The following is a 24,084-nucleotide window of genomic DNA, read 5'->3' as shown; positions in this document are numbered from 1 at the left end:
TTTGAGAAGCTGTCCGGGAAGCTGTTCGGGAAGCTGTTTGAGAAGCTGTTTAGCAGATGATGTCTGCTTCAGCTTAACTTGATATCAGAGGAGGATGGGGAAATGAAGTTTCGGTTCGAAGGCGACGTAGCGCCGCTGCTGCCCGGGATCGGGATCATAGCCGGGGAGCTTGGATTCGAGATCGGGGAGGATGGCACGCCCGTGCGTGTCGGCGTAAACGAAGAGGGGATCGAGGCCGGCTGGGAAGAGGGGAAGGCCTATATATCGTATGCACAAACCCATCAGTTCTTCCGCGGGCTTGGTCTGCTGGTCCAGCATATGCGCAAGGGGAAGCCGTTCCGAATCCGGGAGCGTCAGCAATTCGACCTGGTCGGCCCGATGTTTGATCTGTCGCGGAACGCGGTCCTGACGGTAGAGAGCTTTAAATCCATGCTGAACCGGATGGCTTTGATGGGACTGAACACTGTTATGCTGTACATGGAGGATACATACGAGATTGAAGGGGAGCCTTATTTCGGCTACATGCGGGGCCGCTACTCCCGCGGGGAGCTGCGCGAGATCGACGATTACGCCGCACAGTTCGGTATTGAGGCGTTCCCGAGTATTCAGACGCTGGCCCATCTGGAGGAATTCCTGAAATGGGAGCCAGTATCCCATTACAAGGATACGAAAGGCGCACTTCTCGTCGGCGAAGAGAGGACCCGCGCGCTGATCGGGCGGATGATCGAAGCTGCGAGCGCCCGTTCCGCAGCCGCAAGATTCACATCGGCATGGATGAAGCGGAAGAGCTGGGCCGGGGCAAATATCTGGACCGCAACGGCTATATCAGCCGGTTCGACATCATGACCTCACATCTTGAAGAGGTGCTGGCCGTTGTCCGCAGCAAAGGACTGGAGCCGCTGATGTGGAGCGATATGTTCCTGAAGCTCGCCTCGTCAAACGGCAGCGAATATTACGAGGGGGAAACAAAGATTCCGGAAGAGATGCAGCGGCGCATACCTAAGGATGTCGGGATGGTGTATTGGGATTATGTGCACACGGAGGCCGCTGACTATGAGGCGTTGATTGCCAAGCACGCCCGTTAGGCTCGAGGCTTACATTCGCCGGGGCGGTGTGGATTTTCAATACGTTCGGGGTCAACTACGGCCTGTCCCTTAAAGCGTCTGACACCGCGCTTCAAGTCTGCAAGAAGGAAGGCATCCGCGAGGTGTACGCCACGATGTGGGGAGACGACGGCAATGAGGGGAATCCGTTCGCGGCGCTCCTCGGATTGCAGCAGTACGCGGAGCATGCCTATTCAGAAGGCTCGCCGGAATGGGAGACCCTGGCGGAGCGCGTGAGGTTCTGCACTGGGATCGAAGCGGACAGCTATTTGCTGATGAAAGATCTCGACGAGACGCCGGGCGCGGAGCCGGATAACCGGGTCCAGAGCAATCCGTCGAAGTTTCTGCTGTACCAGGACGTGCTGTTGGGCCTGTTCGACCGGCAGATCGAAGGCCTTGAGATGAACGCCCATTACGAGGGGCTGGAGCGCCGGATTGCGTCCGCCCGCGCGGCCGATCCGGAAGCGGCGGCGATGCTGGAGGTGCCGGTGAAGCTGAGCGCCGTACTGAAACGCAAGAGCGAGCTCGGCGTGGAGCTGAAGCGGGCGTACGACGCCGGCGATGCGGGGACACTGGCCGATGCAGCCGTGCGCCGGCTGCCCGAGATCGCGGAGGCGGCGCGGGAGCTGGCGCAGCGCGCTCCGGGCCGCCTGGCACCGGATGTTCAAGCCGTTCGGGTGGGAGGTGCTGGACATCCGGTACGGCGGACTGCTCAGCCGGCTCGACTCCGCCGCCCTGCGGCTGCTGGACTATACGGAGGGCCGGATCGCCAGGATTGAGGAGCTGGAGCAGGAACGCCTGCCGTACAGCTCGGCCAACCGCTTTAACAACCGGGGAGCCGGCTGGTGCAGCTATTATTACCGGATGGCGTCTCCGAATGTCTTTTTCCACGTGCTGAATCCGTTCTAGAAGTTCCGTAACCCTAATAGAAGCCGCTTCCGACCGGTGATAGCCCGGCTGACACGGAGCGGCTTCTTTGTTCATGTAAACATCATGAAAACCGTCCGGAAATGTTCGAAAGAGAGTGAAAATTGTGCGCCGGCACTAAAGACCATCCGGGCGGATTGAGTTACAATGTGAAGAATGTTAGCAGGGAGGGCGGTCATCATGGGAATCAAACAATCATTGAAGGGGAAGCTGTCGCTGCTGCTGATCGCGGCGATCGCGCTCCCGCTTCTTGGCGCCGGGGCCGTGTCTTACCGGATCGCGTCCAACCTGACGGAGAAAATCGAGAAGCAGTCCGGCATGAACACCCTCCGGCAAATCTCGGACAAACTGGATTTCATCATCAGCGACGCGGAGAACATGTCGGTATTCATCATCGGCCAGCGCAGCATCCAATCCTATCTGGGCAGTGCGCAGGGGGACATCTCCCTGTACTCGCAAAACGTCGCTTTCCTGCTGAATCTGGCCTCTTCCAAGGCATATATTTCTAACATTACCATCACCTCCGACCGGGGTTATCCGACCTTGTCCAACACGACCATACTGCATTCCGGGCTGCCGCGGCTGCTGGAATCCAACGCGGATGCTTATGACCCGGATAAAAAATGGTGGACGCCGTTATATGAGAACCAGACGACCGACGACGGGATGAAGCGGGTGTTCTCGCTCGTCCGCCCGATCCGCAGCACCGAGAAGTTTCAACCGCTCGGCGAACTGTCAGTCAGCGTTAACGTGGATGAAGTGCAGAAGATGCTTCAGGACGCGGCATGGAATGAGAGCGGGTGGATCTGGCTCGTCAACCAGGAGAACAAAATTATGTCCTCGCAGACCGGCGAGGGCCTGAACCAGCCGCTCCAATCGGTCCTACCGGGAGTTACAGCGATGAAAGGGACCGAAGGGGTGCTAACGGTAGCGCGGGAAGGGGAGAGCAATACACTGCTCTACTATACGCTGCCCAGCCTGAACTGGAAGCTGGTCGGCGTCATCCCGACCCGGATTTATACCGCCCAGAACAAATACGTGCTGACGCTGACGGCCATCGCGATCGGTGTAGCCGCTGCGCTCGCGGGAGCGCTCTCGCTCTATTTTACGGCATGGGTGACCCGGCCGCTGACGAAGCTTGCCCGCAAGCTGAGAGACGTCAGGCCCGGCGATCCGGTCGAGCAGTTCGAGGTTCGGTCGACTGATGAGATCGGGATGGTCCTGCACAGCTACAATCAGCTCGGCGGCCGGATTGAGCGGCTGAAGAGCCAGCTTCAGCTGAACGAAGCCAAGAAGAAAGAAGCGGATATCCGGGCGCTTCAGGCGCAGATCAACCCGCATTTTCTGTACAATACCTTATCCTCCATTCACTGGACCGCCCTGATGAACAAGGACCGGCAGGTGGCGGAGATGGTGGGGGCGCTCGGCGATTTTCTGCGGTTCAGCCTGAACGACGGCAAGGAATTCTGCTCCGTCGGACAGGAGGTGGCCCATGCCCAGAACTATGTGAGCATTATGTCCAAGCGCTTTCCGGGCAAATTCGACTCCACATTTCTGATCGAGCCGGACATGCAGGGGCGGATAATGCTGAAGCTGCTGCTGCAGCCGTTGATCGAGAACAGCATCATGCACGGCCTGCAGAAAAAACAGGGCAAGGGCAGCGTATACGTCTATGGCGAGCTGAAGCAGGGCGGGATGTCCTTTACCGTAGAGGATACCGGCATCGGTATGGACGCGGAGAAGCTGAATTCCCTTCGCCGCATGTTGCTGAAGGCGGAAGCCGCAGACGCAGAAGAGGGACGAGGCGCGGACTCGTCCAAGTCCGGGTACGGACTCGGAAGCGTGCACCGGCGGCTCCTGCTGCACTACGGACGGGGCACGGGACTTCATATCGAAAGCGGGCCGGGCAGCGGCACGCGTATTTCCTTTACCATACCTGAGGCGACGGAGGGATTGTCTTGAACATACTGATCATTGACGACGAAGCGATCATCAGGACGGGGCTGTGCACCGTCATTGACTGGGGAGAGCTGGGCATGATGCTGCTTCCGCCGGCGGAATCGGCCGAGGAAGCGCTGGAGCGGATTCCGGCGGAGCAGCCGGACATCGTGCTGACGGATATTCGTATGTCCGGCATGGACGGGATTGAGCTCGCCGGGGAGATCAATCGGCGGCTGCCGGATGCCGAAATCATCATCCTGACCGGCTATGATGATTTCGGTTATGCCCAGCAGGCGCTGCGCCAGGGCGTGACTGATTATCTGCTGAAGACGAGCGGGCCGGAAGAGGTGATCAAGGCGGTTATGAAGGCGCAGCAGAACCTGACGGCGAAGCGGGAGTCGGCGAAGCAGGGAGCGGCCCAGGCGGCGGCGCTGCGGCAGCGGATGATGGAGGAATGGCTGACAGGCAGAGCAGGAGCCGGCACGGGCGGAACGGTTCCCGAGCCGGTAAGACAATGGCTACGGGAAGCCGGCGTGATTCCCGAGTCGGAGACCCCCGGCTCAACAACGGGTCAGGTACGGGTGCTACTGATCGGGGCATCGGGCTGGGGAGACGAGCGGTTTGACGAGCTGATGCTCGGCAGCGCGGAGAACCGGCTGCAGGAGCTGCTTCCGTGCGTGACGCTGCGCCGGAACCGGACGATTGTCGCAGTGCTGAGGTCCGAGGCGGACCGGGCGGGCAGAGCGGCGCTTGCGAAAGCCCTGGGCCGGGTGGAGGAAATGCTGAAATGCGAGCTGTTTGCCGCCGCCGGCAGCAGGGTAAGCGCCTTGGGCGAGCTTGGGCGGTCCTATGAGGAAGCGGAGAAAGTATTCGCCTACCGGGTTCTGTTCGGGGACCGGGGATTTTACGAGATCGGAGATATCGAGCGCCGCCGGGGCGGCCGGTCAGTGTGTTCAGAGAAGGAAGAGCAGGAGCTCTTGGGCCTGCTTATTCAGCATCATACGCCGCAGCTTCACGCCTGGACCCGGCGGGTCGTAAGCGAGCAGCTTGAGGATCCGGAGACGACGCCGGCAACGCTGCGGGCCTATCTGCAGTCGGTCGTCATTGTCGCACAGCGGTGGCTGGAGCGGAACCGGGACGGCCGGGGGCAGGAGACGGGCGGCTCACCCTCTTTGAGCTTCGAGCCGGGGGTCAGGCTGGAGGATGAGGTGTTCCGGCTTCTGCTGTCCGTCATGAACGAGTTCCACCGCGAAGCGGGCGAAGGCCGGTATTCGTATATCCAGCGGGCCATAGCTTACATCCGCAGCCATCTTAACCAGCAGCTCAGTTTGCAGCAGGTCGCCGGCTTTGTGCATCTGAACCCCAATCATTTCAGTGAGGTCTTTAAACGGGAGACCGGTCAGGGATACATGGAATTTGTGACCCGGGAGCGGATGAGCCGCGCGGGAAGTCTGCTGATGACGACCCGGAAAAAGATCAGCGAGGTGGCGGGGGAGGTGGGGTATGAAGATGTGAAATATTTTAGCCAGCAGTTTAAAAAATCAACCGGGCTTACCCCATCCGAATTCCGCCAGTCAAATGACATATAATCTAACACATCGAAGTGATATATTCAAAGGAAACGCTTTATATCCGAACGAAATGTCCTCTTTCCTCCCATAAACTGAATTTTGTCTACCCTGAACCTGTAGAATGTCACCTTTTTGACCCGTCCTTCAGCGCCTATACTGAACATACCAACAGAAACGAGGAGGGCTTGAAGATGAAAAAGAAACCACTGGCAATCACCGCCTCTGCGGCGGCGCTGTCGCTGCTGCTTGCGGCCTGCGGGCAAGGCGGTACAGAGAACACCGGAGCGGAGGGGAATACGGCCGATGCGGCATCCCCCAAGATCAAGCTGTCCATCTGGCATAACTTCTCCGGGGACGATCTTCGGGCCCAGGCGGTCCGCGCCCAGATTGACAAGTTCAAAACGGAGCACCCGGAGATTGAGCTGGATGCTCAAGCCATTCCTCCCGACGGCTACCGCCAGCGCCTGAAGACCGTGGCTGCGGCCGACGAAATGCCGGACGTGTTCTTTACCCAGTCCGGAACTTCCATTAAAGAATTCTACGACGGCGGACTGATCCAGCCGATCACACCGCTGCTCGATCAATATCCCGAATGGAAAAACAACTTTATCCCGGGCTCGCTGGACACGCTGTCTTTTGACGGTCAGGTATATGCGACTCCGCTGAGCGGCTCGGCGACCTCCTTCCTGTTCTATAACAAATCCCTGTTCGAACAATATAACGTCAAGGTTCCGACCACATGGGATGAAATGATGACCGCGGTGAAGACGTTCAACGATAACAAGATTACCCCGATCTCGCTCGGGAACAAGGCCTCCTGGCTGGCCCAGTCCAGCATCATCTCGTCGCTTGCGGACCGGGTGACCGGCACCGAATGGTTCAAGAAGGCCGTCGCCCAGGATGGAGCGAAATTCACCGATCCCGAATTCGTGCAGGCGCTGAGCCTCTTTAAAGAGCTGGCCGACGCAAAGGCGTTCCAGACCGGCTTCAACAGTCTCGACAACACGCAGATGGAGCAGTACTTCATTGAGGGCAAAGCCGCCATGATGATCGACGGCGCGTGGGCCTTGACGAACATGGCCGCTTCCGGCACCGAGGAGCAGCTGAATCAGGTCGATGTAACAATTCTTCCTTCCGTACCCGGAGGCAAAGGCGATCCGAACTCCATGTCCGGCGGCTCGGGCGGCGGTCTCGCGCTCAGCAAGCATGTGGAAGGCGATCAGCTGAAGGCTGCGCTGGACCTGATTTATACCGTCAGCGGACCGGAAGCTATGGAAGCAATTGCAAACAGCAACTCTATCGTGACGTACAACGTGGAGCCGGATCAGACCAAGGTGATGCCGCTGTTCTACAAGGCGTTCAATCTCTATAAATCTGTGAAGCTGACGCCGGTATACGACGCTTACCTGACCTCCTCGGCTACGGAAGCGGTGAACAACGGCCTGCAGGAAATCTCTATGGGCGGCAATCCGGAGGATATCGCGAAGAAGATTCAGGAGGCCCAGGCCCGCGAGCTCGGCCAATAATCGCCTTCATAAAGGTTTGGGCGTCCTCCGCCGCCTGATAGCCGGCGGAGGACCTTTTTACAGGGCGACAACCGGATCTGAGCACATATAGCGTCCGTATCTTCTGCCCGCAAGGGAAAGGCGGATCGCCTGATCGTTTCCCCTTATCTCTCTTATCCATTCTGCAAGGCTAGCAAAGGAGGCCGGCTATGGCATTCACGAACCGTCTCAGAGGCTTTATTGCAATCGGGCTGCTGCCCGCCTTGACCGTTTACCTGGTCTTTGTCATCGTTCCGATTGTCTGGTCCGCATATTACGGGTTTTTCGACTGGAAGGGCATCGGCGCAGCCAGCTTTCTCGGCTTCGACAATTATGCCGAAGCGCTTCAGGACCCCGTATTCTGGCGGGCGCTGAAGAACAATATGATCATCGTCGTGGCTTCCATTCTCGGACAGCTGCCGATCGCGCTCCTGTTATCCATGATTCTTAGAAAAAGCACCCGGTTTCACCGGTTTGTCCGCTCGGCCGTGTTTATGCCGATGGTCGTCTCTACCGTGGTGATCGGGCTGATCTGGGGATACATTTATCATCCGCAAATCGGTATTTTGAACGTGCTGCTGGACAGTATGGGGCTCGGATCCTGGATCCGGGACTGGCTGGGCGACCCCGGCATTAACATGTATTCGGTCAGCGCCCCGGTCATTTGGGCCAACATCGGCCCTTATCTGATTATTTTTCTGTCCGCCATTCAGAACATCCCCTCGGAAATCGAGGAAGCCGCCAAAATCGACGGCGCGGTCAAAGGAAGGTGGCTGTATCTGATCGTCATCCCGATGATTTGGGACACCATTAAGGTCGCTATCGTGCTGTGCATTTCGGGCAGTCTGAAGGCATTCGATCTGATCTTCGTCATGACGGGCGGAGGGCCTGCGCAGTCCACCGAGCTTCTCGCCACCTATATGTACAACAACACCTTTGAAATCTTCCGCTACGGTTACGGGTCGGCGGTTTCTACCTTAATTATTATCATCAGCATGATTCTGGTGCTAGGCAGCCAGCTGCTCATGCGGAAACGGGGGATGGAATGAAGACGATCGCTACCGGCAGCTTGACGGAACGCCCGGCCGAAAGACAGGCCCGGACGCTGAAGTTCAGCGGGGCGTGGATCCTGAACCCCGTTCTCCTCATCTATGCGCTGCTGACCTTGTATCCCCTGCTCTGGCTGTTTATCAGCTCCTTCAAATCGAATCAGGACTTCTTCGGCAGTCCGTTCGCGCTCCCTTCGGAGTGGCAGTTCAGCAACTATACGCGGGCGTGGGAGATCGGCGGCATCGGCTCCGCTTTTCTGAATTCGATCATTGTGTCGGTCGGCTCCCTGGCGCTGACGCTGTTTCTCGGAACACTTACCGCGTTTATTTTGTCCCGTCTGCAGTTCCGGCTGAAGGGACTGGTCATGATGCTATTCGTGCTCGGCATGCTGATCCCGATTCACAGCACGCTGGTGCCCTTGTTTATTCTGATGAAAAATATCGGCATCCTGGACACATACGCGTCTCTGATTCTTCCGTACACCGCCTTCGAGCTTCCCGTCGCAATCTTCGTCGTAGCCGCCTATCTGACCGCCTTCCCGAAAGAGCTTGAGGAAGCGGCGATGATCGACGGCAACGGTTACTGGGGCATTTTCTTCCGGATTATCGTCCCGCTGGCGGTTCCGGCCATGGCGACCGTGTCTATTCTCGGATTCCTGCGGTTCTGGAACGATTTCGCCTTCGCGCTCGTGTTCATTAACGATCAGGCGCTAAAGACGCTGCCGCTCAGCCTGTCGCTGTTCTCGGACGGTTACGGCACGGACTACAGCCTGACGATGGCGGCGATGTCGATTGCGGTGATTCCGACCATCATCATTTATCTGCTGTTCCAGAATTCGATTATGAAAGGGATGGTGGCGGGGGCCGTAAAGGGCTGAGCGCAGCATATCCAAATACAATAAGGCGGCCTGCTTACCGTACTTAACGGGAAGCAAGCCGCCTTGTTTGCATTGGGCGGATATTATTCAGGCGGAGGTCAACAAGCCGTTGCGCTATCGCGGTGCGGAGAGGCGGCAGGGAATCAACGAATGGTACGGCGGCGTGCCTGAAGTTTGATGCGGATGAACACAACCGGATAAACGAAAAATATTACACAACAGGGGCGACAGGATCGCTCCCGTTGTGTAATATTGGGCTATATATCTACGATGGGAGGCATGCCTGTATGAATCACTCGCCGCCATTGAGCGGCCCGCGGCTGTGGTGGAATCCGCCAGGCAGGCGTTCCGGATCGAGCGGGTCACCGCCGGCACGGCGGAGGAATGTTTCCGCTGGATCGGGCTGGCCGGCGGGAAGACGTACGGATCGGAGACGGTGCGGATCATAAGCGCAGACAAGCGCGGGGCCTGCCGTCCCTGCATCCAGCGCAATCCAGGACAGCGTAGTCAGGAACAGCAGCATGCCGGTCGTGCCGATGCCGAGCAGCAGCGCTCCCGCCGCATCAAATGAGCCGCGTACGGGCTTTTCCTTCGGGTGCACCCTTAACGCATCTTTGCAAAATAGCTGCGCAGTGCCCAGCCGCGTTCCTGGCGTTTCTTGTATTTAGGCAGCGAGCGGTAAATGGCTATGGACTCTTCAAAAGCCCGTCTGGCCTCGTCATTTCTGCCGAGAGCCTTGTACATCGAGCCGGCCAGATAATAGGCTTCGCTGGACGAAGTGTGGATCTCCTGGAACTGGCTTACATAGTGCAGCGCTTTGTCCTGATCAACACTCCGGAAGATCTCGGCCAGGCGGAGAAAAGGCTGGCCATATTGTGCCCGGCGGTTAATCTCCAGCCCCTGCAGCATCTGGGCTTCGCCCTCCGGCAGCATTCCGAGCTTCAGATTTGCATAGCCGAGCTCAACCCAATATTCCGCAGATTGCTCGTACCGGTCTGCGATATTAAGGAGCAGCTCTTTGGCCTCGCTGTAACGCTTGCGTTCAATGAGCAGGCGGGCCAGCTCGAATTTGGAGGAGACATCGTTGGGATTAAGGGAAATGGTTGTCCGCAGTCTGGACATCTGCCGGCTCCGGCGGAAGGGCTTGGCTATGCTGGGCAGGATGCCTACATACCGGCGGTCCAGAACATACAGGATCAGGAACAGAACAATCAAGGCCAGAAAAGGATTACCTAAAAATTGTGCAAGAAACAAAAAGCCCAGAATTTTAAACATGAAGTCCCTCCGAATAAGTTGTAACTCCGGTCAGCGTTCACTTAACATCTAACCTGCAGAGCAGGGTAATTATACCATATTATTCATTTTTACTAACTCCGAATTTTTTGGAAAGAAGGATGAGCCATGAGTACAGTCACACCCGTAATTCCTTTGCGTAAGCTGGGACAATCTGAGCTGTCCGTGTCACCGCTGGGGCTGGGCTGCTGGCAGTTCAGCCGGGGCAGCGGAATCGTAGGCAAGTACTGGAGCAATCTGGAGGATGCCGATATCCTGGAGATTGTCCGGGTAAGTCTGGAAGGCGGCATGAACTGGGTGGATACGGCTGAAATATACGGGGGAGGCAAGTCCGAGCAGGCTCTGGCAGCTGTATTGGATCAGCTGAGGCTCGAGGGCAGCCCACATGCGGAGCCGCTGATCGCAACCAAATGGTGGCCGCTGTTCCGGACGGCCGGATCCATACCAGCCACCATTGATGAACGGATCCGCTGTCTGGGCGGAAGGCAGATTGATTTATACCAGATTCATCAGCCGTTCTCGCTGTCGTCGATTGACAGTGAGATGAAGGCGATGGCCGGGCTGGTCAAGGCCGGAAAAATCCGTTATGTCGGAGTCAGCAATTACTCGGCCAGCCAGATGGTCAAAGCACACGGGCTTCTGCAGCAGCATGGTCTGGAGCTGGTGTCCAATCAGGTCAAATACAACCTGCTTCACCGGAGTATTGACCAGAGCGGGACGATGGCTGCCGCGAAGGAGCTGGGCATTTCCATTATTGCGTACTCCCCGCTGCAGCAGGGGGTACTGACCGGGCGGTTCCATAACGATCCGGCCCAGATCAGCAAGCTGTCCCTGATCAGACGGATGCAGTCCGGACTGGATGAGAAGGGCATTGCCCGCAGCAGGCCGCTGATTGACTTGCTTGGGACACTTGCCGGAAAATACGGGGTTACACACGGCCAGATTGCCTTGAATTGGCTGATTCACTTCCACGGCGAGACAGTTGTCGCCATTCCCGGAGCGTCTAAAGTCCGCCATGCCCGTGAGAATATCGGAGCAATGGGATTCAGACTGGACAGCCGTGAATTGCAGCAGCTGGATGATGCTTCATGGGCAGCTTTGAAATAGCTTTGATGAAATAGCTTTAGGCCTGATTCAGGGCCTGAAGCTATTTTTTTTATTATTTATGCAAAAAATATGCAAAAAAAGGGTTTGAGAATGGTTGCATTGGGTTATATAAACCATAAGTTGATTCGCATCCGTGCAAGGGTGTAGATTTCGGAAGGAGGCTGAACCATTATGAATATGGCAGTACATAATCTTATGGCTTACAATCATCAATTTTTTAGACCTCACCCGGTCACCGAGCACAAGCAGACCAGAAGCGAAGATAAAACGCAAAGCTTTCAGGATATCCTTAACGAAAAGCTTAACAACTCGAACCTGTTAAAGCGGTAACCTGGAGAATAATCCCCTTATCACAGTCTATCTGATGTAATGAAAATAGAAGCCGGACTTCTGCTGTAATAGCAGGGCCCGGCTTCTTTGCTGTATCTGTAGTCAGCGTTTCCCGCGGACACGTTGTGACTTGCGAAGCTTGGGTTCTGCTCCCGGAGCCTGTTTGACGATCCACTTCAGATAGGAAGCGATCTGAGAATCCTGCTGCAGGGCTGGAAGGGTAGTCAGTCCAAGTGTCACCAGATCCTCATTCGTATAGAGTGCGTGGATTTGCCGGTGGCAGGCTTTGCACAGCAGTGCGGTCGGCTGCAGGGCACCGCCTTTTTCCCGGGGGACCAGATGATGGACCGTTGTAGCCAGGGGAGAACGTCCGCACAATTCACAGGTGCCGGAGGGCTGTCCTTTCATCGTCCTAGCCTCTGACTTCAAAAAACTGGCAGGTGCGGCGCGAGTAATAGGTTAGGTCGCTGACCCGCGACTGGATGATGACATCGGAATCGGTGAAACGGACAACGGTTGCCCCCGAGTTCACCAGATGATCATCTTCAAAGACCCGTACCGGCAGCTTGCGGTCAATCGCTTCCTGCAGGTCGCTGTCGGTGTACAGCGGGCGGTTGATAGGCATAAGAGCATTCTCCTTTTAGCAGTGAATATGAACCTGAAATACAACCAGTATACCTGCCGAGGGGCGATAAATCCAATCCGGGCTGGCCTGAATCGTAAGTATTTCAACCATAAATCGGAAGTTTGCCTCCTCTGCAAAAGAGTTCTCCTACGGTACACTAAGTCTTGTAAGAGAAACCTTTGAGAGGGGTACAGAGGAATGAAAACAGGAAAGAACCTGGCGCTTGCACTTGCGTCCGTAATGCTCGTTGGATCACTGGCAGCATGCGGAGGCAACAACGCAGAGAACAATGCGGGCAAGGAAAATGCGGGTAACAACGCAGCAAGTACAAATGCACCAGCTACAGATGCAGCCACATCAGAACCGGCTGAAAAAGTGGAGCTGTCCTTCTGGACACTCGGTAACGTCAACTATGAAGAGCTGGCGAACGAGTATACCAAGGAGCATCCGAATGTCACTATTAAAATCCAGAATACCGGTGACCAGACTGCCCATCACAACAACCTGACAACCGCTCTGTCCGCAGGCTCCGGAGCACCTGATATTTTCCAACTTGAAATCGGTTTCATGGAGCGTTTCATCAGTGCCCAGGACAAATTCTACAATCTGAACGACCTTGGCGCCAAAGACATCCAGGCTAACTATCTGGACTGGAAATGGAAGCAGGCTTCCTCCATCGATGGCAGCTTCCAGCTCGGACTTCCGACAGATATCGGGCCGACAGTTGTCTACTACCGCACAGATCTGGCTGAAGCAGCCGGACTGCCTAGCGATCCTGAAGGCTTCAGCGCGGCGATCGATACCTGGGACAAGTTTGCTGCTGTAGCCAAGGCCTACAAAGACAAAACCGGCAAGTACTTCTCCGACTTGACTGACTTGACTTACAACGCTCTGCGCGACCAGTCGGCTGATGAAATCTACTTCAGCAAGGCTGACGGGAAGTTCATCGGCGACACAAATCCGCAGGTTAAGAAGGCTTATGATTTCACGGTAAAAGGCATCCAGGAGGGCTGGATCAGCAACTACCTGCTGTGGTCGCCTGAATGGGGCCAAGGCATGAGCGACGGCTCGTTCGCCGTAGTCATGGGACCTGCCTGGATGGCCGGCAATATCAAGAGTAATGCACCGGATTCGGCCGGCAAATGGAAAATTGCCCAGCTGCCTGAAGGTGCCGGAAACTGGGGCGGATCGTTCATCACCCTGCCTAAAGAAGGCAAACACCCGAAAGAAGCTTATGATTTCATCCAGTGGATGGTTAACAAGGACAATCAGCTGGAATCCTTCAAGACCAAAGGTCTGATGCCTTCAATCCCTGCACTGTATGAAGATCCTGCATTCGTAGACTTCAAGGATGATTTCTTCGGCGGACAGCAGACTGCAGTGGAATTCGGTAAAGCGGCTAACCGCGTTAAACCGGTATACTACGGACCGCTGCATGACCAGACCGATACCTTCTTCAAGAATGCGCTCAAGAACGTAATCGAGAAGAAAGCCGACCCTGCAAAAGAGTGGGATGAAGCTGTAAAACAGGCGAAGACTCTGGCTGAACGCAGCTAGACTCCAAGCAGAAGCGTGATATGAACCGGACATCCGGATTCCTGAGAGGGCAGGCAGCCCCCGGGAATCCGGATTCTTCGGAAATGGAGCTTTCTTAATTATCCTGGAGGTGTGACATGGCAGAACCCGTAATTACGAGTCCGCATGCCGAGAGCAAACGCCCTTTTTTAACTGAACAAAGACGGAGCCGTATTACGGCCTATACCTTTATCTCACCGTTCTTTATTCTGTTCTCGATATTCGGACTATACCCGATCTTTTTTACCTTCTATTTATCCTTCTTCAAATGGGATGCACTCAACCCGATGAAATTCGTCGGCTTCAAAAACTATGATCTGGTCACCAGTGACCCGACCTTTTGGATTTCCTTCAGCAACACGCTCATTATGGGCCTGATGGGGACTGTTCCCCAGGTTATGCTGGCGCTGCTGCTGGCCGTACTGCTGCATTCAGGAATGACCAAATTTAAAAAGACATTCCGTATTCTTTATTTCATGCCGAATATTACGTCCATTGTGGCCGTTACGCTCGTATTCAGCACCCTGTTCGGAAATAACGGGATGATCAACTGGATGCTGAACGGCCTCGGGCTTGAAAGTGTTGCCTTCAACTCCGGCTGGTGGGGTGTCAAAATTGCCATCTCCACTATGGTTATGTGGCGCTGGACGGGCTACAACGCCATTATATTCCTGTCCGGACTGCAGAGTATTCCGATGGACCTGTATGAATCCGCCCGCATTGACGGCGCCAACCGCAGACAGCAGCTGTTCTCGATTACGCTGCCGCTGCTCAAGCCTTTCATTATTTTTGTATCCCTCCAGTCAACGATCGGTGCCTTACAGCTGTTCACAGAGCCTTATGTATTCCTTGGCCAGGCTGGAACCGGCTCCACCCGCCAGGAAGGGATTACCATGGTTACTTACCTGTACAGTGAAGCGTTCCGTAACGGCTTCTTCGGTACAGCGGCGGCAACAGCGGTTATGCTGTTCATCGTCACTATTCTCTTCTCCATCCTTAACATGCTGATTTCCAGAGGCACAGGCGGAGACACTGGAGGCAAGAAAGCATGAGTACACTGCGTATGTTCAGAAAAAAACCGGATGATCTTGGCTTCTTCGGCAAGCTGGGCTTTTATTTCCTGCTTATCCTCGGGGCGCTGGTCTCCGTATTCCCTTTCTACTGGATGTTTGTAGTCGGCACCAACGACAAAGGGGCTGTTTTCCATGTACCGCCGCTGTTGACGGTCGGCGACCAATTCTTCGACAATTTCAAGCGAGTACTGGAAAAAGCGGATTTCTTCCAGGCGCTCGGCAACTCGCTGTTTGTATCCTCGATGGTAACCGTTTCGGTCGTCTTTTTCTGTACACTGGCCGGTTACGCTTTTGCCAAATATGAATTCCCGTTTAAAAACGCGCTGTTCGTATTTGTTATCGCCACCCTGATTGTACCGCAGCAGCTGGGTGTGCTTCCGACTTATGTTATCATGGCTAAACTGCACTGGATCGACAGCTACAAGGCGCTGATTGTGCCGGCGATGGTCAATGCGTTCGGGATCTTCTGGATGCGCCAGTATATTTCGTCTGCGGTGCCGACCGAGCTGATTGAAGCGGGGCGGATCGACGGCGGCGGCCACTTCCGGATTTTCTGGAATATCGCGGTGCCGGTTATTACGCCAGCTATGGCGACACTCGGTATTCTTAACTTCATGACCGTGTGGAATGACTTCTTCTGGCCGCTCGTTGTGCTGAAGAACAAAGAGCACTATACCATCCAGATTGCGCTTCAGCAGCTCTTTACAACCCGTGACGGTCTTGACTATGGAATGATCATGTCCGCTACCTTTACGGCGACGCTGCCGTTGCTGATTGTATTCCTGCTGTTCAGCCGCTGGGTTATCGCCGGCCTGACCTCAGGCGCTATCAAGAGCTAATCCGCTTTACCCAAAGCGGTTAACAGGAAACCGCACCATACGTGAAGAATAGTAGAGGAGGCAGAAGCGGCAGTGCCGTCCTTGCAGTCAGGGGCGGCACCCGTTTTGCTTGAGTCCGGCTGAAGACAGCAGGGGGAAGGTAACGGCAATGAAGCTAAGACGCAAAATTCTGTTCGCTATTATTCTTCTCGTATTCATTCCCGTTATTGTCATGGGAATTGTGACATACGTGAACTTTTCAAATGCAATGGAGAAGAAATCGAGCAGCTTTTACTGGATCTCATTACTTGAGACCGACCGCAAACTAAAATTCGCACTCAGCGAGATATCATCCATTACGAATTCGGCCATTACGCAGCCTGCCATCCAGCAGTCGCTGAAGCAGCCGAATTTTGTGCTGACCTATGACCGCAAGCAGGAGATCAACAATCTGCTGATCAATCACCCGATGATCACCTCCTTCAGCCTCTACGGCAAAGACCGGCTGCTGTACCAGTACAATGCGCCTATGTCCTTCGCCGATATGCGTAAGCAGGTGTGGTATGGCGCCATGGAAGGCGCCGAAGGCCGCCCGGTCTGGTCAGGCCCGGGGGAGAACGGCTCGGAGGCAGCGGGTAACCCGGTGCTGGTGCAGGCCAGAGTCATTAAAGACTATTACTCTCTGGAGGATATCGGATATTTGGTCGTATACGTCAAACCGGATCTTTTGGACCAGATTTTCTGGGAGGCGGCAACGCTGAAGAAAGGAGATATACTGCTGGTCAACAAGCAGGGTAATATCGTCTTCAACAAGTCCGGGGAGCATATCGGGCAGCGGACGGAGTTTCCTTTTCTGCAGGCAGATTATACCAAGAGCCAGGACTATTACATTGACAACTATCAGGGGGAGAAATCTCTGATTACTTTCCTGCCTTCACATAATTCAGACTGGTATCTTGCGGCGATTACCCCGATGAATCTGATCTCCTCGGAGTCCGATTCGATCCGTAATCTGGCGATTATTCTGGGAACGGTTTCACTGTTGTCCGCCTTTTTGTTTGATCACTACTTCGTCAGAAGGCTTGTGCGCAGCATCAACAGTGCGGTCAACGGGATGAAGCGGGTGAAACAGGGCATTTTTATGCCGATTACCACACCGCTGCGGTCAGATGATGAGAGCGACCTGCTGATCGACGGCTTCAACCGGATGAGCTCGCAGATCAGTGAGCTGATCCAGCAGGTGCAGACCGAACAGGGGCGCAAGAAGGAAGCGGAAATGCAGGCGCTGATGGCCCAGATCAACCCGCATTTTATCTATAACTCACTGGAATCAATCAACTCGATGGCCGTGCTTGCGGGCAACCGCGATATCAGCAAGATGGTCGTTTCACTCGGCAAGCTGCTGCGCATCAGCATCAGCCAGAACCAGGAGCTGATTCCGCTGCAGATGGAGCTTGAGCATGTCCGGCATTATCTGGACATTCAGAAGTTCCGGTTCGAGGATAAATTCAGCTACCGGATCGACCTTCCGGATACGCTCAGGCAGGTGATGACCCAGAAGCTGATTGTCCAGCCGATTGTCGAGAATGCGCTCTATCACGCCATCGAACAGATGGAGGAGCACGGGGAGATTACGATAAGCGCACAGCGCAGCAGCAAGGATATCATTATTATCGTAAAGGATAACGGGCCCGGCTTTGACCTCTCTACCCTGATGAGCCTGTGGGACACGGAGCACAGCAACCCCAAGAAATACGCGGACAGCGGTGTCGGGCTGCGGAATGTGCATGAGCGCCTGAATATCCGGTTTGGCCATCCTTACGGTATTATGGTCTGTTCTTCTCCGGGATTCGGTTCGACGATCTGTATCCGGATTCCGACCATACAGCCATGAAGCACCTAAACAGGATGAAAGCGGGGAGTAATGCGGTGAGATGGTTAACCAAATGGGGCTGGATTCTGCTCTATATAGCATTGATGGCCGGAGCGGTATTATTTATTTCGTTTGGCAATAAGGAGCCGATTGAAGATAATTCTCCGGAGAAAATAACACTTACCTTCCGCCATTTCTGGATGAAGGAGCATGACCGGCCGCTGCTGGCCATCTTTGAGGAAGTCGTTCAGGAGTATCAGAAGGATCATCCGAACGTGAAGGTGAACTTTGAAGGGCTGGATCAGACGATTCACCGCGAGCAAAAGCTCAAAAGCGAAATGGTTACCGGCACTCCGCCTGACATGTTCGTGCTGTTCGGCGGCGCAGAGATTGAGCCTTATGCAAGGTCCAACCGGCTGATGGACCTGACCGGCTTCGTACAGGATAACGGGCTGCGCAACCAGTTCAGCGACCTGCACCTGTGGACCTTTGACCGGCATATTTACGGGCTGCCGATCGAAGGGAATGCCGAGCCGCTGTATTATAACAAGACCTTATTCCAAAAGCTCGGCATCAAACCGCCGGAAACAGTCAGCGAGCTGGATGAGGCGATCCGGCAGCTGAAGCAGGCGGGAATTACCCCGTTTGCGCTTGGCAATGAGGACCGCTGGCCGGCCGGTATTTTTGCCCATTATCTGATGGACCGCTATGCCGGACCCGACCTGATCCAGAAGCTGGTTACAGGCAAAGACGGCGCTGCCTTCGTGAATAAGGCATATCTGGAAGCGTTCAGCCATCTGGAAAAGTGGATCGGTGAAGGGGCATTCAGCGCAGACTCGAATGATACTTCCCCCGAAAATGCGGTCCGCATGTTCAGCAGCGGCGAAGCCGCAATGTATCTGAACGGGAACTGGGACATTAACCTGTTCACCGGAGAGACGGCTCCTGAAGGCTTCGAGAATGAGGTCGGAGTCATCCCGTTCCCGTCGCTGGCCCAGGGAACAGAGCCCTCCATAGCCGGAGGTTATACAATTGGCATCGGCTTGTCCTCAAGTCTTACGGGGGCGAAGCGTGAAGCGGCGCTGGAGCTGATGAAAGCCTTCTATACGAAGGAGATCCAGACGCGGATTGTTTATGAGGGGCTAAGAATTCCTTCGATGCGGATTGATTTTGACCCTGAGAAGACCGGACCAGTGTTCGCGCAGGTGATGGGGATTATGGCCAAGGACCGCCAGAGCTTTGTGCCTTATGACAACCTGCTGTCGCCTGAAGTGAAGAAGACCTTCCTCAGTGTGATCGAAGAAATGATTGACGGCGGCTTGGCGGCGGAGGAGGCCCTGCAGCAGCTGCAGTCCGCGTCGGAGCAGTACTGGAATCTTATACAGAGTTCGGCTGTACAATAAATCTGGGAGGTGCGGGAAGTGGGTGCACGGCAAGAACAATACAAAGTGCTGCTGGTGGATGATGAGCCGATTATTCTGCGCAGCTTAAAGGTGGCTATTCCATGGGAGGAGCTGGGCCTGACGATTGCCGGTGAAGCCCGCAACGGGGAAGCCGCGCTGCGGCTGATCGAGGAAACCTCGCCGCAGATCGTGATCAGCGACATCCGGATGCCGGTAATTGACGGTATCGCATTAATGAAGGAGCTGCTTCCGAAGAATCCGAAGCTATTGTTTATATTTATCAGCGGCTACGGGGAATTTGAATATGCCCGGGATGCCCTGCGGCTTGGAGCCTTTGACTACCTGCTTAAGCCGATTGATCATGACGAGCTGACGGATATGCTTACCCGGGCGCGGGTGAAGCTGGACCGCCAGAAGGAGAATGAACAGCTGATGCATTCGGTACAGATGCTGTCCATGCTGGCGAGGGAGCGGATGTTCGCCGAGTTCACGCTCGGCAATCCCCGTCCGCTGCAGCATTTGAAATGGCTGGAGAACAGTGAGCTGGAGCGCGAGTATTTTATGGCGGTGGTGAGGCTGGACGACTATGCCTCCCTTACGGCCAAATGGAGCGCAGAGGAGAAGCATCTGTGGCTGTTTGCGATCCGCAACATCCTGGAGGAATGGTCGCTGGAGAACGGCGCCTTATCGATTTTTCCTTTCTACAACGGCGAATGGGTGCTGCTGTTCCCCGGAAGTCTGGGTACGGTCAGGAAGGAGCTCGGCGAGCGGCTTGTCGCGGATATCAAGCGTTACTCCAAGCTGCACTGCTCTGTAGGGATCAGCCGCAGTACACAGGGCATTGACCAGCTCAGCACCGTTTATCCGCTCGCTGCCAAAGCGCTGTACCGGCGCTTTTATTCCGGTGAGGCAGGTGTATTCATCGAAGAGGAGACACCGGAAGCCGGGGAACACGAGGTCCAGTATCCCAAGGAACTGGAGCTCTCGCTGATCGAGAGCATCCGTACGCTGAATCTGGAGCGGATGCTGCTGCTGTTCGATGAGATGGCCTGCTTCATTGAAGCTCAGTCGCTGACCAAGGAGCTGGCCCAGCGGGTAATTATTGAACTGGTCGTCGTCCTGTACAGGCAGTTCGAGCAGATGGGCCTGCAGGCGGAATGGTCGCTGGAAGGGCTGATGGGTAAGCTGCAGGGCCTGGGGACACTGACGGGCGTCATCAATGTGCTCAAGCAGGATTTCCGGGACTGGATGCAGGAAGGCAGCAGACAGGCGGCGCGGGATGACGGCCGCAGTGTAGTCGACAAAGTCAAAAGATACATCGAGGACAACTACCATAAGGACCTGAGCATCGAGGAAGTGGCGGAGGTGGCGGATCTGAGCATCAGCCATTTCTGCACCCTGTTCAAGCAGGTGTCCGGCTATACCTTCCTCGAATTTGTAACCCACTGCCGGATGGAGAAAGCGAAATATATTCTGCAGAACAGCAGTGTCAAGGTATACCAGGTGGCACCGCTAGTCGGCTACCAGGACCCGAAATATTTCACCCAGGTGTTCAAGAAGGCAACAGGGAAGACGCCGACGGAATACCGGGAAGAGATGATGAGGCTGGCGGGTGAAGGCTGAGCAGGGTATCGGTAAGTGCTCAAAATAAAATGTGAATAAAAGGTAAAGTATGCAGCTGCAGCTGTCTTGGAGGGGAACACCGTCCGGGAGCTGCGGCTTTTTTATTTTAACGTTAATCAAACCGGCTTGATGGAGTATGATAAATGTCATACCCGCTCCTTGATGTTTATGCCTTACGGACATGACACTTCCTTCACTATAATAAGGTAAATAAATGCAGACTTGAGCGCACACATACAAGGAGGAACCTACAGATGTCCAAGAGCAGCACGTCATCCCAGCTCTCCAGCCTGAAGAAAAGCGTGGCCCCTTTTGAAAAAAATGACCGTAATAGAAGCATAAACCAGATGTTTAATACACTTGGCCCGCTGTTCCTGTTATGGGCGGCTGCTTATTTCAGCCTATCCGTATCTTACTGGCTTACCCTGCTGTTTGCCATACCGGCTGCAGGCTTTGTCATCCGCACCTTTATTATTTTTCATGACTGCTGCCATGGCTCGTTCTTCAAAAACCGCAAAGCGAATGATATTCTTGGAACGATCACCGGTGTGCTGACCCTTGTCCCTTACCGCCAGTGGAAAAGAAGCCATTCGATCCATCACGCCGGCAGCAGCAACCTCGATAAGCGGGGCATCGGCGATATTTGGATCATGACTGTGGATGAGTACATTGCCGCCAAGCCGCTGCAGCGCCTCTGGTACCGGATCTACCGCAATCCGCTGGTCATGTTCGGCGCAGGCCCCATTGCCGTGTTCCTGATCCAGTACCGTTTTAACGTAAAAAGCGCCAGGCGCCAGGAGCGGATGAATACGTATCTGACGAATGTGCTGATTGTGGCGCTGTATGCGGGGATGATCTGGCTTGTAGGCTGGCAGGCGTTTCTGCTGGTGCAGCTGCCGATCGTGTTCGTATCAGGTTTCCTGGGCATCTGGCTGTTCTATGTGCAGCATCAGTTTGAGGATACTTTTTTTGAGCATGAAGAGGAGTGGAGCTATGTTATGGCTGCCGTAGAAGGAAGCTCGTATTATAAACTGCCCAAGCTGCTGCAGTGGATCACCGGCAACATCGGCTTTCATCATGTCCATCACCTGGCGCCCAAAGTGCCTAACTATAATCTGGAGCTGGCACACAACGCCACGCCTCCGCTGCAGAAAGCAACGACCATTACCATCAGCACAAGCCTGAAGGCGCTCCGGTTCCGCCTGTGGGATGAGCAGAATAAAGGGTTTGTCAGCTTTAAGGAAATCAAGGACCGCTTGCGGCAGCCGTTGCCTGCTGTGGAAGGGCTGAAGATACAAAAAACCGGATTGCAGGCCAAATAGCAGGCTTCCGGTGCAGGAGTCAGGAGGGGAAGCAGACACGCAGATTGGCGGCGGGTGCGCTTCTTCTCTTTTTTGCCGCGGATTATGCTAAAATGGGGGTACAAACTTGCTGGCAAAAAGGATGGCGGATATGCAGAAATGGCATCATATTTTTCATAAAAGCACGGGTCTGAGCCCTTACGTCTGGGTCGTGTTCTATATTCTTCCGTTTTACTCGATCTTCCGTTCATCTTCGATGGACCGGTGGGTGTACGGTATTGTCATGATTATTTTGTTTTTTGCCTGTTATGTGCTTGCGTTCAAATCCCGGGGCTGGCTGGTCTACTTCTGGACGAGTGTGCAGATTGTGGTCTCAATTACGATGACGCTCATGTTCGGGTATATGTATTTCGCACTTTTTCTGGCCTTTTTTATCGGTAATATCCAGAGCCGGGCGGGCTTCTTCACGATGTACACGATTCACCTGCTGACGACGATTGTGGCCATCAATTACGAGCTGATCACGCGTAATCCGGTGTTCTTGTCCCAGCTGCCCTTTGTGCTCGTCAGCATCATTGCTGTAGTGCTGCTGCCGGCTACCACCTACAACCGCAATAACCAGGATAAGCTGCAAGGCCAGCTGGAGGATGCCAACAAAAGGATCTCTGAACTGGTCATTATGGAGGAGCGGCAGCGGATTTCGCGGGATTTGCATGATACACTGGGCCAAAAGCTGTCCCTGATCGGGCTCAAAAGCGACCTGGCCGGCAAGCTGATCAACAAAAACCCTGCGCAGGCGATTATCGAAATTAACGATGTCAGGCAGACAGCAAGAAGCGCCCTTAAAGAGGTCCGGGAGATGATCACCCAGATGCGGGGCATCCGGCTGGAAGATGAGCTGGTGCGGATCAGGCAGCTTTTGCAGGCGGCGGAGATTGAATTTGAGCTGGAGGGCAGCCCGAAGCTGGAAAATACCTCATTAATTACGGAAAATGTGCTCAGTATGTGCATTAAAGAAGCGGTGACGAATGTAGTCAAGCATAGCGGGGCCTCGCAGTGCCGCATTCAGATTGAGCCCTCCCGAACGGAACTGGTCATCAAAGTATCTGATAACGGGAAGGGGCTTGACGCAGCTAATCTGAATTATAAAGGCCATGGCATCCAGGGGATGAAGGAACGCCTGGAGTTCGTGAACGGATGTATGGAAATGCAACATATTAATGGTACAACCATTATCATTAAAGCACCGACAGTAATCCGGCAACTGGAAATGGAGGCGAAAGAAGGATGATTCATATCGTGATTGCGGAAGACCAGCGCATGCTGCTCGGCGCACTTGCTTCACTGCTTGATCTGGAGGAGGACATGAAGGTAGTGGGCCGCGCAGGCAATGGTGAAGAAGCGGTCAGACTGGTGCAGCAGCACAAGCCGGACATCTGCATTATGGACATTGAAATGCCGGCGATGACAGGACTGGAGGCAGCAGAAGCGCTGAAGGGCTCCGGCTGTAAAATCATGATCCTGACCACGTTCGCCCGGGCCGGTTATTTTGAGCGTGCTGTAAAAGCCGGTGTGGACGCCTATCTGCTCAAGGACAGCCCCAGCGAGGAGCTTGCCCTTTCGATCCGCAGTGTCATGGCCGGCAGACGGATCTATGCCCCGGAGCTGATGGATGAAGCCTACAGCAGTGAGGCCAATCCACTGACCCAGCGCGAGAAGGAAGTGCTCGGCCTGATCGCTGACGGTAAAAACACAAAAGAAATCGCCAGCCAGCTCTATATCACTACGGGAACCGTCCGCAACTATATTTCGGTGATTCTGGACAAGCTGGATGTCGGCAACCGGATTGAGGCGATAACACGTTTCAAGGAAAAGGGCTGGTTTAAATAAAATGTTTAGAGACTATAGCGTGCGAGCGTCGGCGTTATGTTTGTGGAGAAGGAGGGACCTTAGTGGGTCCGTCCTATTTTTTTGGGGAGAAGTAAGGGGCGGCTGCTCTGTATAGTTCCTATTTCCCAATTTTTCCATAATAGGGCCTGTAAGATTGGAA

The 24,084-nt window shown here is 54.7% G+C and carries 20 protein-coding genes and 1 pseudogene; 17 read left to right on the top strand and 4 right to left on the bottom strand.

From position 1 onward, the window contains the following. Positions 1–102 precede the first annotated feature (102 nt). The 6 genes and pseudogenes from AWJ19_RS23155 (at position 103) to AWJ19_RS23130 (ending at position 9,013) form a co-directional block, all read left to right on the top strand. Positions 103–2,012: pseudogene (locus tag AWJ19_RS23155) on the top strand (beta-N-acetylhexosaminidase). A gap of 198 nt (positions 2,013–2,210) precedes the next feature. Next, positions 2,211–3,992 carry a histidine kinase gene (locus AWJ19_RS23150; protein ID WP_068727435.1) on the top strand — a complete coding sequence of 594 codons (1,782 nt, stop codon included), beginning with the start codon at positions 2,211–2,213 and terminating at the stop codon, positions 3,990–3,992. Further along, complete coding sequence (locus tag AWJ19_RS23145; RefSeq protein ID WP_068727430.1) at positions 3,989–5,560, top strand: response regulator; 1,572 nt, start codon at positions 3,989–3,991, stop codon at positions 5,558–5,560. The genes AWJ19_RS23150 and AWJ19_RS23145 overlap by 4 nt, the downstream gene beginning before the upstream one ends. Positions 5,561–5,733: 173 nt before the next feature. Then, the gene (locus AWJ19_RS23140) at positions 5,734–7,068 is read left to right on the top strand and encodes an extracellular solute-binding protein (RefSeq protein ID WP_068727428.1); all 1,335 of its coding nucleotides are present in this window, start codon (positions 5,734–5,736) and stop codon (positions 7,066–7,068) included. A 188-nt stretch (positions 7,069–7,256) separates the two neighbouring features. Beyond that, the gene (locus AWJ19_RS23135) at positions 7,257–8,135 is read left to right on the top strand and encodes a sugar ABC transporter permease (protein ID WP_068727426.1); all 879 of its coding nucleotides are present in this window, start codon (positions 7,257–7,259) and stop codon (positions 8,133–8,135) included. After that, positions 8,132–9,013: a carbohydrate ABC transporter permease gene (locus AWJ19_RS23130; RefSeq protein ID WP_068727425.1), complete on the top strand. Its 882-nt coding sequence runs from the start codon at positions 8,132–8,134 to the stop codon at positions 9,011–9,013. The genes AWJ19_RS23135 and AWJ19_RS23130 overlap by 4 nt, the downstream gene beginning before the upstream one ends. A 292-nt stretch (positions 9,014–9,305) precedes the next feature. Here AWJ19_RS23130 and AWJ19_RS23125 read toward each other — a convergent pair whose 3' ends face one another. Continuing rightward, positions 9,306–9,614, bottom strand: coding sequence for a hypothetical protein (locus tag AWJ19_RS23125; protein ID WP_068727422.1), 309 nt, complete (start codon positions 9,612–9,614; stop codon positions 9,306–9,308). A gap of 2 nt (positions 9,615–9,616) precedes the next feature. Next, a complete protein-coding gene (locus AWJ19_RS23120; RefSeq protein ID WP_068727420.1) occupies positions 9,617–10,288 on the bottom strand; it encodes a tetratricopeptide repeat protein in 672 nt (223 codons plus the stop codon). Positions 10,289–10,414: 126 nt separating this feature from the next. Between AWJ19_RS23120 and AWJ19_RS23115 the strand changes: the two genes are divergently transcribed. Together AWJ19_RS23115 and AWJ19_RS35970 are read left to right on the top strand one after the other, a co-directional pair. Next, complete coding sequence (locus AWJ19_RS23115; RefSeq protein WP_068727418.1) at positions 10,415–11,413, top strand: aldo/keto reductase; 999 nt, start codon at positions 10,415–10,417, stop codon at positions 11,411–11,413. A 171-nt stretch (positions 11,414–11,584) separates the two neighbouring features. Beyond that, positions 11,585–11,743 carry a hypothetical protein gene (locus AWJ19_RS35970; RefSeq protein ID WP_198536625.1) on the top strand — a complete coding sequence of 53 codons (159 nt, stop codon included), beginning with the start codon at positions 11,585–11,587 and terminating at the stop codon, positions 11,741–11,743. A 102-nt stretch (positions 11,744–11,845) separates the two neighbouring features. Here the strand turns inward: AWJ19_RS35970 and AWJ19_RS23110 are convergent, their stop codons facing one another. Together AWJ19_RS23110 and AWJ19_RS23105 are read right to left on the bottom strand one after the other, a co-directional pair. Beyond that, a complete protein-coding gene (locus tag AWJ19_RS23110) occupies positions 11,846–12,151 on the bottom strand; it encodes an HNH endonuclease signature motif containing protein (protein WP_068727417.1) in 306 nt (101 codons plus the stop codon). 4 nt (positions 12,152–12,155) lie between these two features. Then, positions 12,156–12,368: a hypothetical protein gene (locus AWJ19_RS23105; protein WP_068727415.1), complete on the bottom strand. Its 213-nt coding sequence runs from the start codon at positions 12,366–12,368 to the stop codon at positions 12,156–12,158. 198 nt (positions 12,369–12,566) lie between these two features. Here AWJ19_RS23105 and AWJ19_RS23100 point away from each other — a divergent pair, with 198 nt between their 5' ends. From AWJ19_RS23100 to AWJ19_RS23060, 9 genes are all read left to right on the top strand, one after another. Continuing rightward, positions 12,567–13,925, top strand: a complete 1,359-nt coding sequence (locus AWJ19_RS23100; protein WP_068727413.1) for an extracellular solute-binding protein — start codon at positions 12,567–12,569, stop codon at positions 13,923–13,925. Positions 13,926–14,041: 116 nt separating this feature from the next. Further along, on the top strand, positions 14,042–14,995 hold the full coding sequence (locus AWJ19_RS23095; RefSeq protein WP_068727412.1) for a sugar ABC transporter permease: 954 nt from the start codon (positions 14,042–14,044) through the stop codon (positions 14,993–14,995). After that, positions 14,992–15,855, top strand: coding sequence for a carbohydrate ABC transporter permease (locus tag AWJ19_RS23090; protein WP_068727410.1), 864 nt, complete (start codon positions 14,992–14,994; stop codon positions 15,853–15,855). Before AWJ19_RS23095 ends, AWJ19_RS23090 begins: the two co-directional genes overlap by 4 nt. A gap of 148 nt (positions 15,856–16,003) precedes the next feature. Further along, positions 16,004–17,728 carry a sensor histidine kinase gene (locus AWJ19_RS23085; RefSeq protein ID WP_068727408.1) on the top strand — a complete coding sequence of 575 codons (1,725 nt, stop codon included), beginning with the start codon at positions 16,004–16,006 and terminating at the stop codon, positions 17,726–17,728. A gap of 35 nt (positions 17,729–17,763) precedes the next feature. Further along, the gene (locus AWJ19_RS23080) at positions 17,764–19,110 is read left to right on the top strand and encodes an extracellular solute-binding protein (RefSeq protein ID WP_068727406.1); all 1,347 of its coding nucleotides are present in this window, start codon (positions 17,764–17,766) and stop codon (positions 19,108–19,110) included. Positions 19,111–19,128: 18 nt separating this feature from the next. Beyond that, on the top strand, positions 19,129–20,733 hold the full coding sequence (locus tag AWJ19_RS23075; protein ID WP_068727404.1) for a response regulator: 1,605 nt from the start codon (positions 19,129–19,131) through the stop codon (positions 20,731–20,733). A 254-nt stretch (positions 20,734–20,987) separates the two neighbouring features. Further along, the gene (locus AWJ19_RS23070; RefSeq protein WP_068727402.1) at positions 20,988–22,055 is read left to right on the top strand and encodes a fatty acid desaturase; all 1,068 of its coding nucleotides are present in this window, start codon (positions 20,988–20,990) and stop codon (positions 22,053–22,055) included. 130 nt (positions 22,056–22,185) lie between these two features. Then, on the top strand, positions 22,186–23,325 hold the full coding sequence (locus tag AWJ19_RS23065; protein ID WP_068727613.1) for a sensor histidine kinase: 1,140 nt from the start codon (positions 22,186–22,188) through the stop codon (positions 23,323–23,325). Then, the gene (locus AWJ19_RS23060; protein ID WP_068727400.1) at positions 23,322–23,924 is read left to right on the top strand and encodes a response regulator transcription factor; all 603 of its coding nucleotides are present in this window, start codon (positions 23,322–23,324) and stop codon (positions 23,922–23,924) included. Before AWJ19_RS23065 ends, AWJ19_RS23060 begins: the two co-directional genes overlap by 4 nt. Positions 23,925–24,084 lie beyond the last annotated feature (160 nt).

It is taken from the genome of Paenibacillus sp. DMB5 (assembly GCF_001517085.1).
GTDB lineage: Bacteria > Bacillota > Bacilli > Paenibacillales > Paenibacillaceae > Paenibacillus_AQ.
This window is presented reverse-complemented; position numbering and strand designations above follow the sequence as displayed.

Bases quoted from the DNA above. Each gene is read 5' to 3' on its own strand.
- AWJ19_RS23150 (WP_068727435.1), top strand. From the start codon at position 2,211: ATGGGAATCAAACAATCATTGAAGGGGAAGCTGTCGCTGCTGCTGATC.
- AWJ19_RS23140 (WP_068727428.1), top strand. From the start codon at position 5,734: ATGAAAAAGAAACCACTGGCAATCACCGCCTCTGCGGCGGCGCTGTCG.
- AWJ19_RS23135 (WP_068727426.1), top strand. From the start codon at position 7,257: ATGGCATTCACGAACCGTCTCAGAGGCTTTATTGCAATCGGGCTGCTG.
- AWJ19_RS23130 (WP_068727425.1), top strand. From the start codon at position 8,132: ATGAAGACGATCGCTACCGGCAGCTTGACGGAACGCCCGGCCGAAAGA.
- AWJ19_RS23120 (WP_068727420.1), bottom strand. From the start codon at position 10,288: ATGTTTAAAATTCTGGGCTTTTTGTTTCTTGCACAATTTTTAGGTAAT.
- AWJ19_RS23115 (WP_068727418.1), top strand. From the start codon at position 10,415: ATGAGTACAGTCACACCCGTAATTCCTTTGCGTAAGCTGGGACAATCT.
- AWJ19_RS35970 (WP_198536625.1), top strand. From the start codon at position 11,585: ATGAATATGGCAGTACATAATCTTATGGCTTACAATCATCAATTTTTT.
- AWJ19_RS23110 (WP_068727417.1), bottom strand. From the start codon at position 12,151: ATGAAAGGACAGCCCTCCGGCACCTGTGAATTGTGCGGACGTTCTCCC.
- AWJ19_RS23105 (WP_068727415.1), bottom strand. From the start codon at position 12,368: ATGCCTATCAACCGCCCGCTGTACACCGACAGCGACCTGCAGGAAGCG.
- AWJ19_RS23100 (WP_068727413.1), top strand. From the start codon at position 12,567: ATGAAAACAGGAAAGAACCTGGCGCTTGCACTTGCGTCCGTAATGCTC.
- AWJ19_RS23095 (WP_068727412.1), top strand. From the start codon at position 14,042: ATGGCAGAACCCGTAATTACGAGTCCGCATGCCGAGAGCAAACGCCCT.
- AWJ19_RS23090 (WP_068727410.1), top strand. From the start codon at position 14,992: ATGAGTACACTGCGTATGTTCAGAAAAAAACCGGATGATCTTGGCTTC.
- AWJ19_RS23085 (WP_068727408.1), top strand. From the start codon at position 16,004: ATGAAGCTAAGACGCAAAATTCTGTTCGCTATTATTCTTCTCGTATTC.
- AWJ19_RS23070 (WP_068727402.1), top strand. From the start codon at position 20,988: ATGTCCAAGAGCAGCACGTCATCCCAGCTCTCCAGCCTGAAGAAAAGC.
- AWJ19_RS23065 (WP_068727613.1), top strand. From the start codon at position 22,186: ATGCAGAAATGGCATCATATTTTTCATAAAAGCACGGGTCTGAGCCCT.
- AWJ19_RS23060 (WP_068727400.1), top strand. From the start codon at position 23,322: ATGATTCATATCGTGATTGCGGAAGACCAGCGCATGCTGCTCGGCGCA.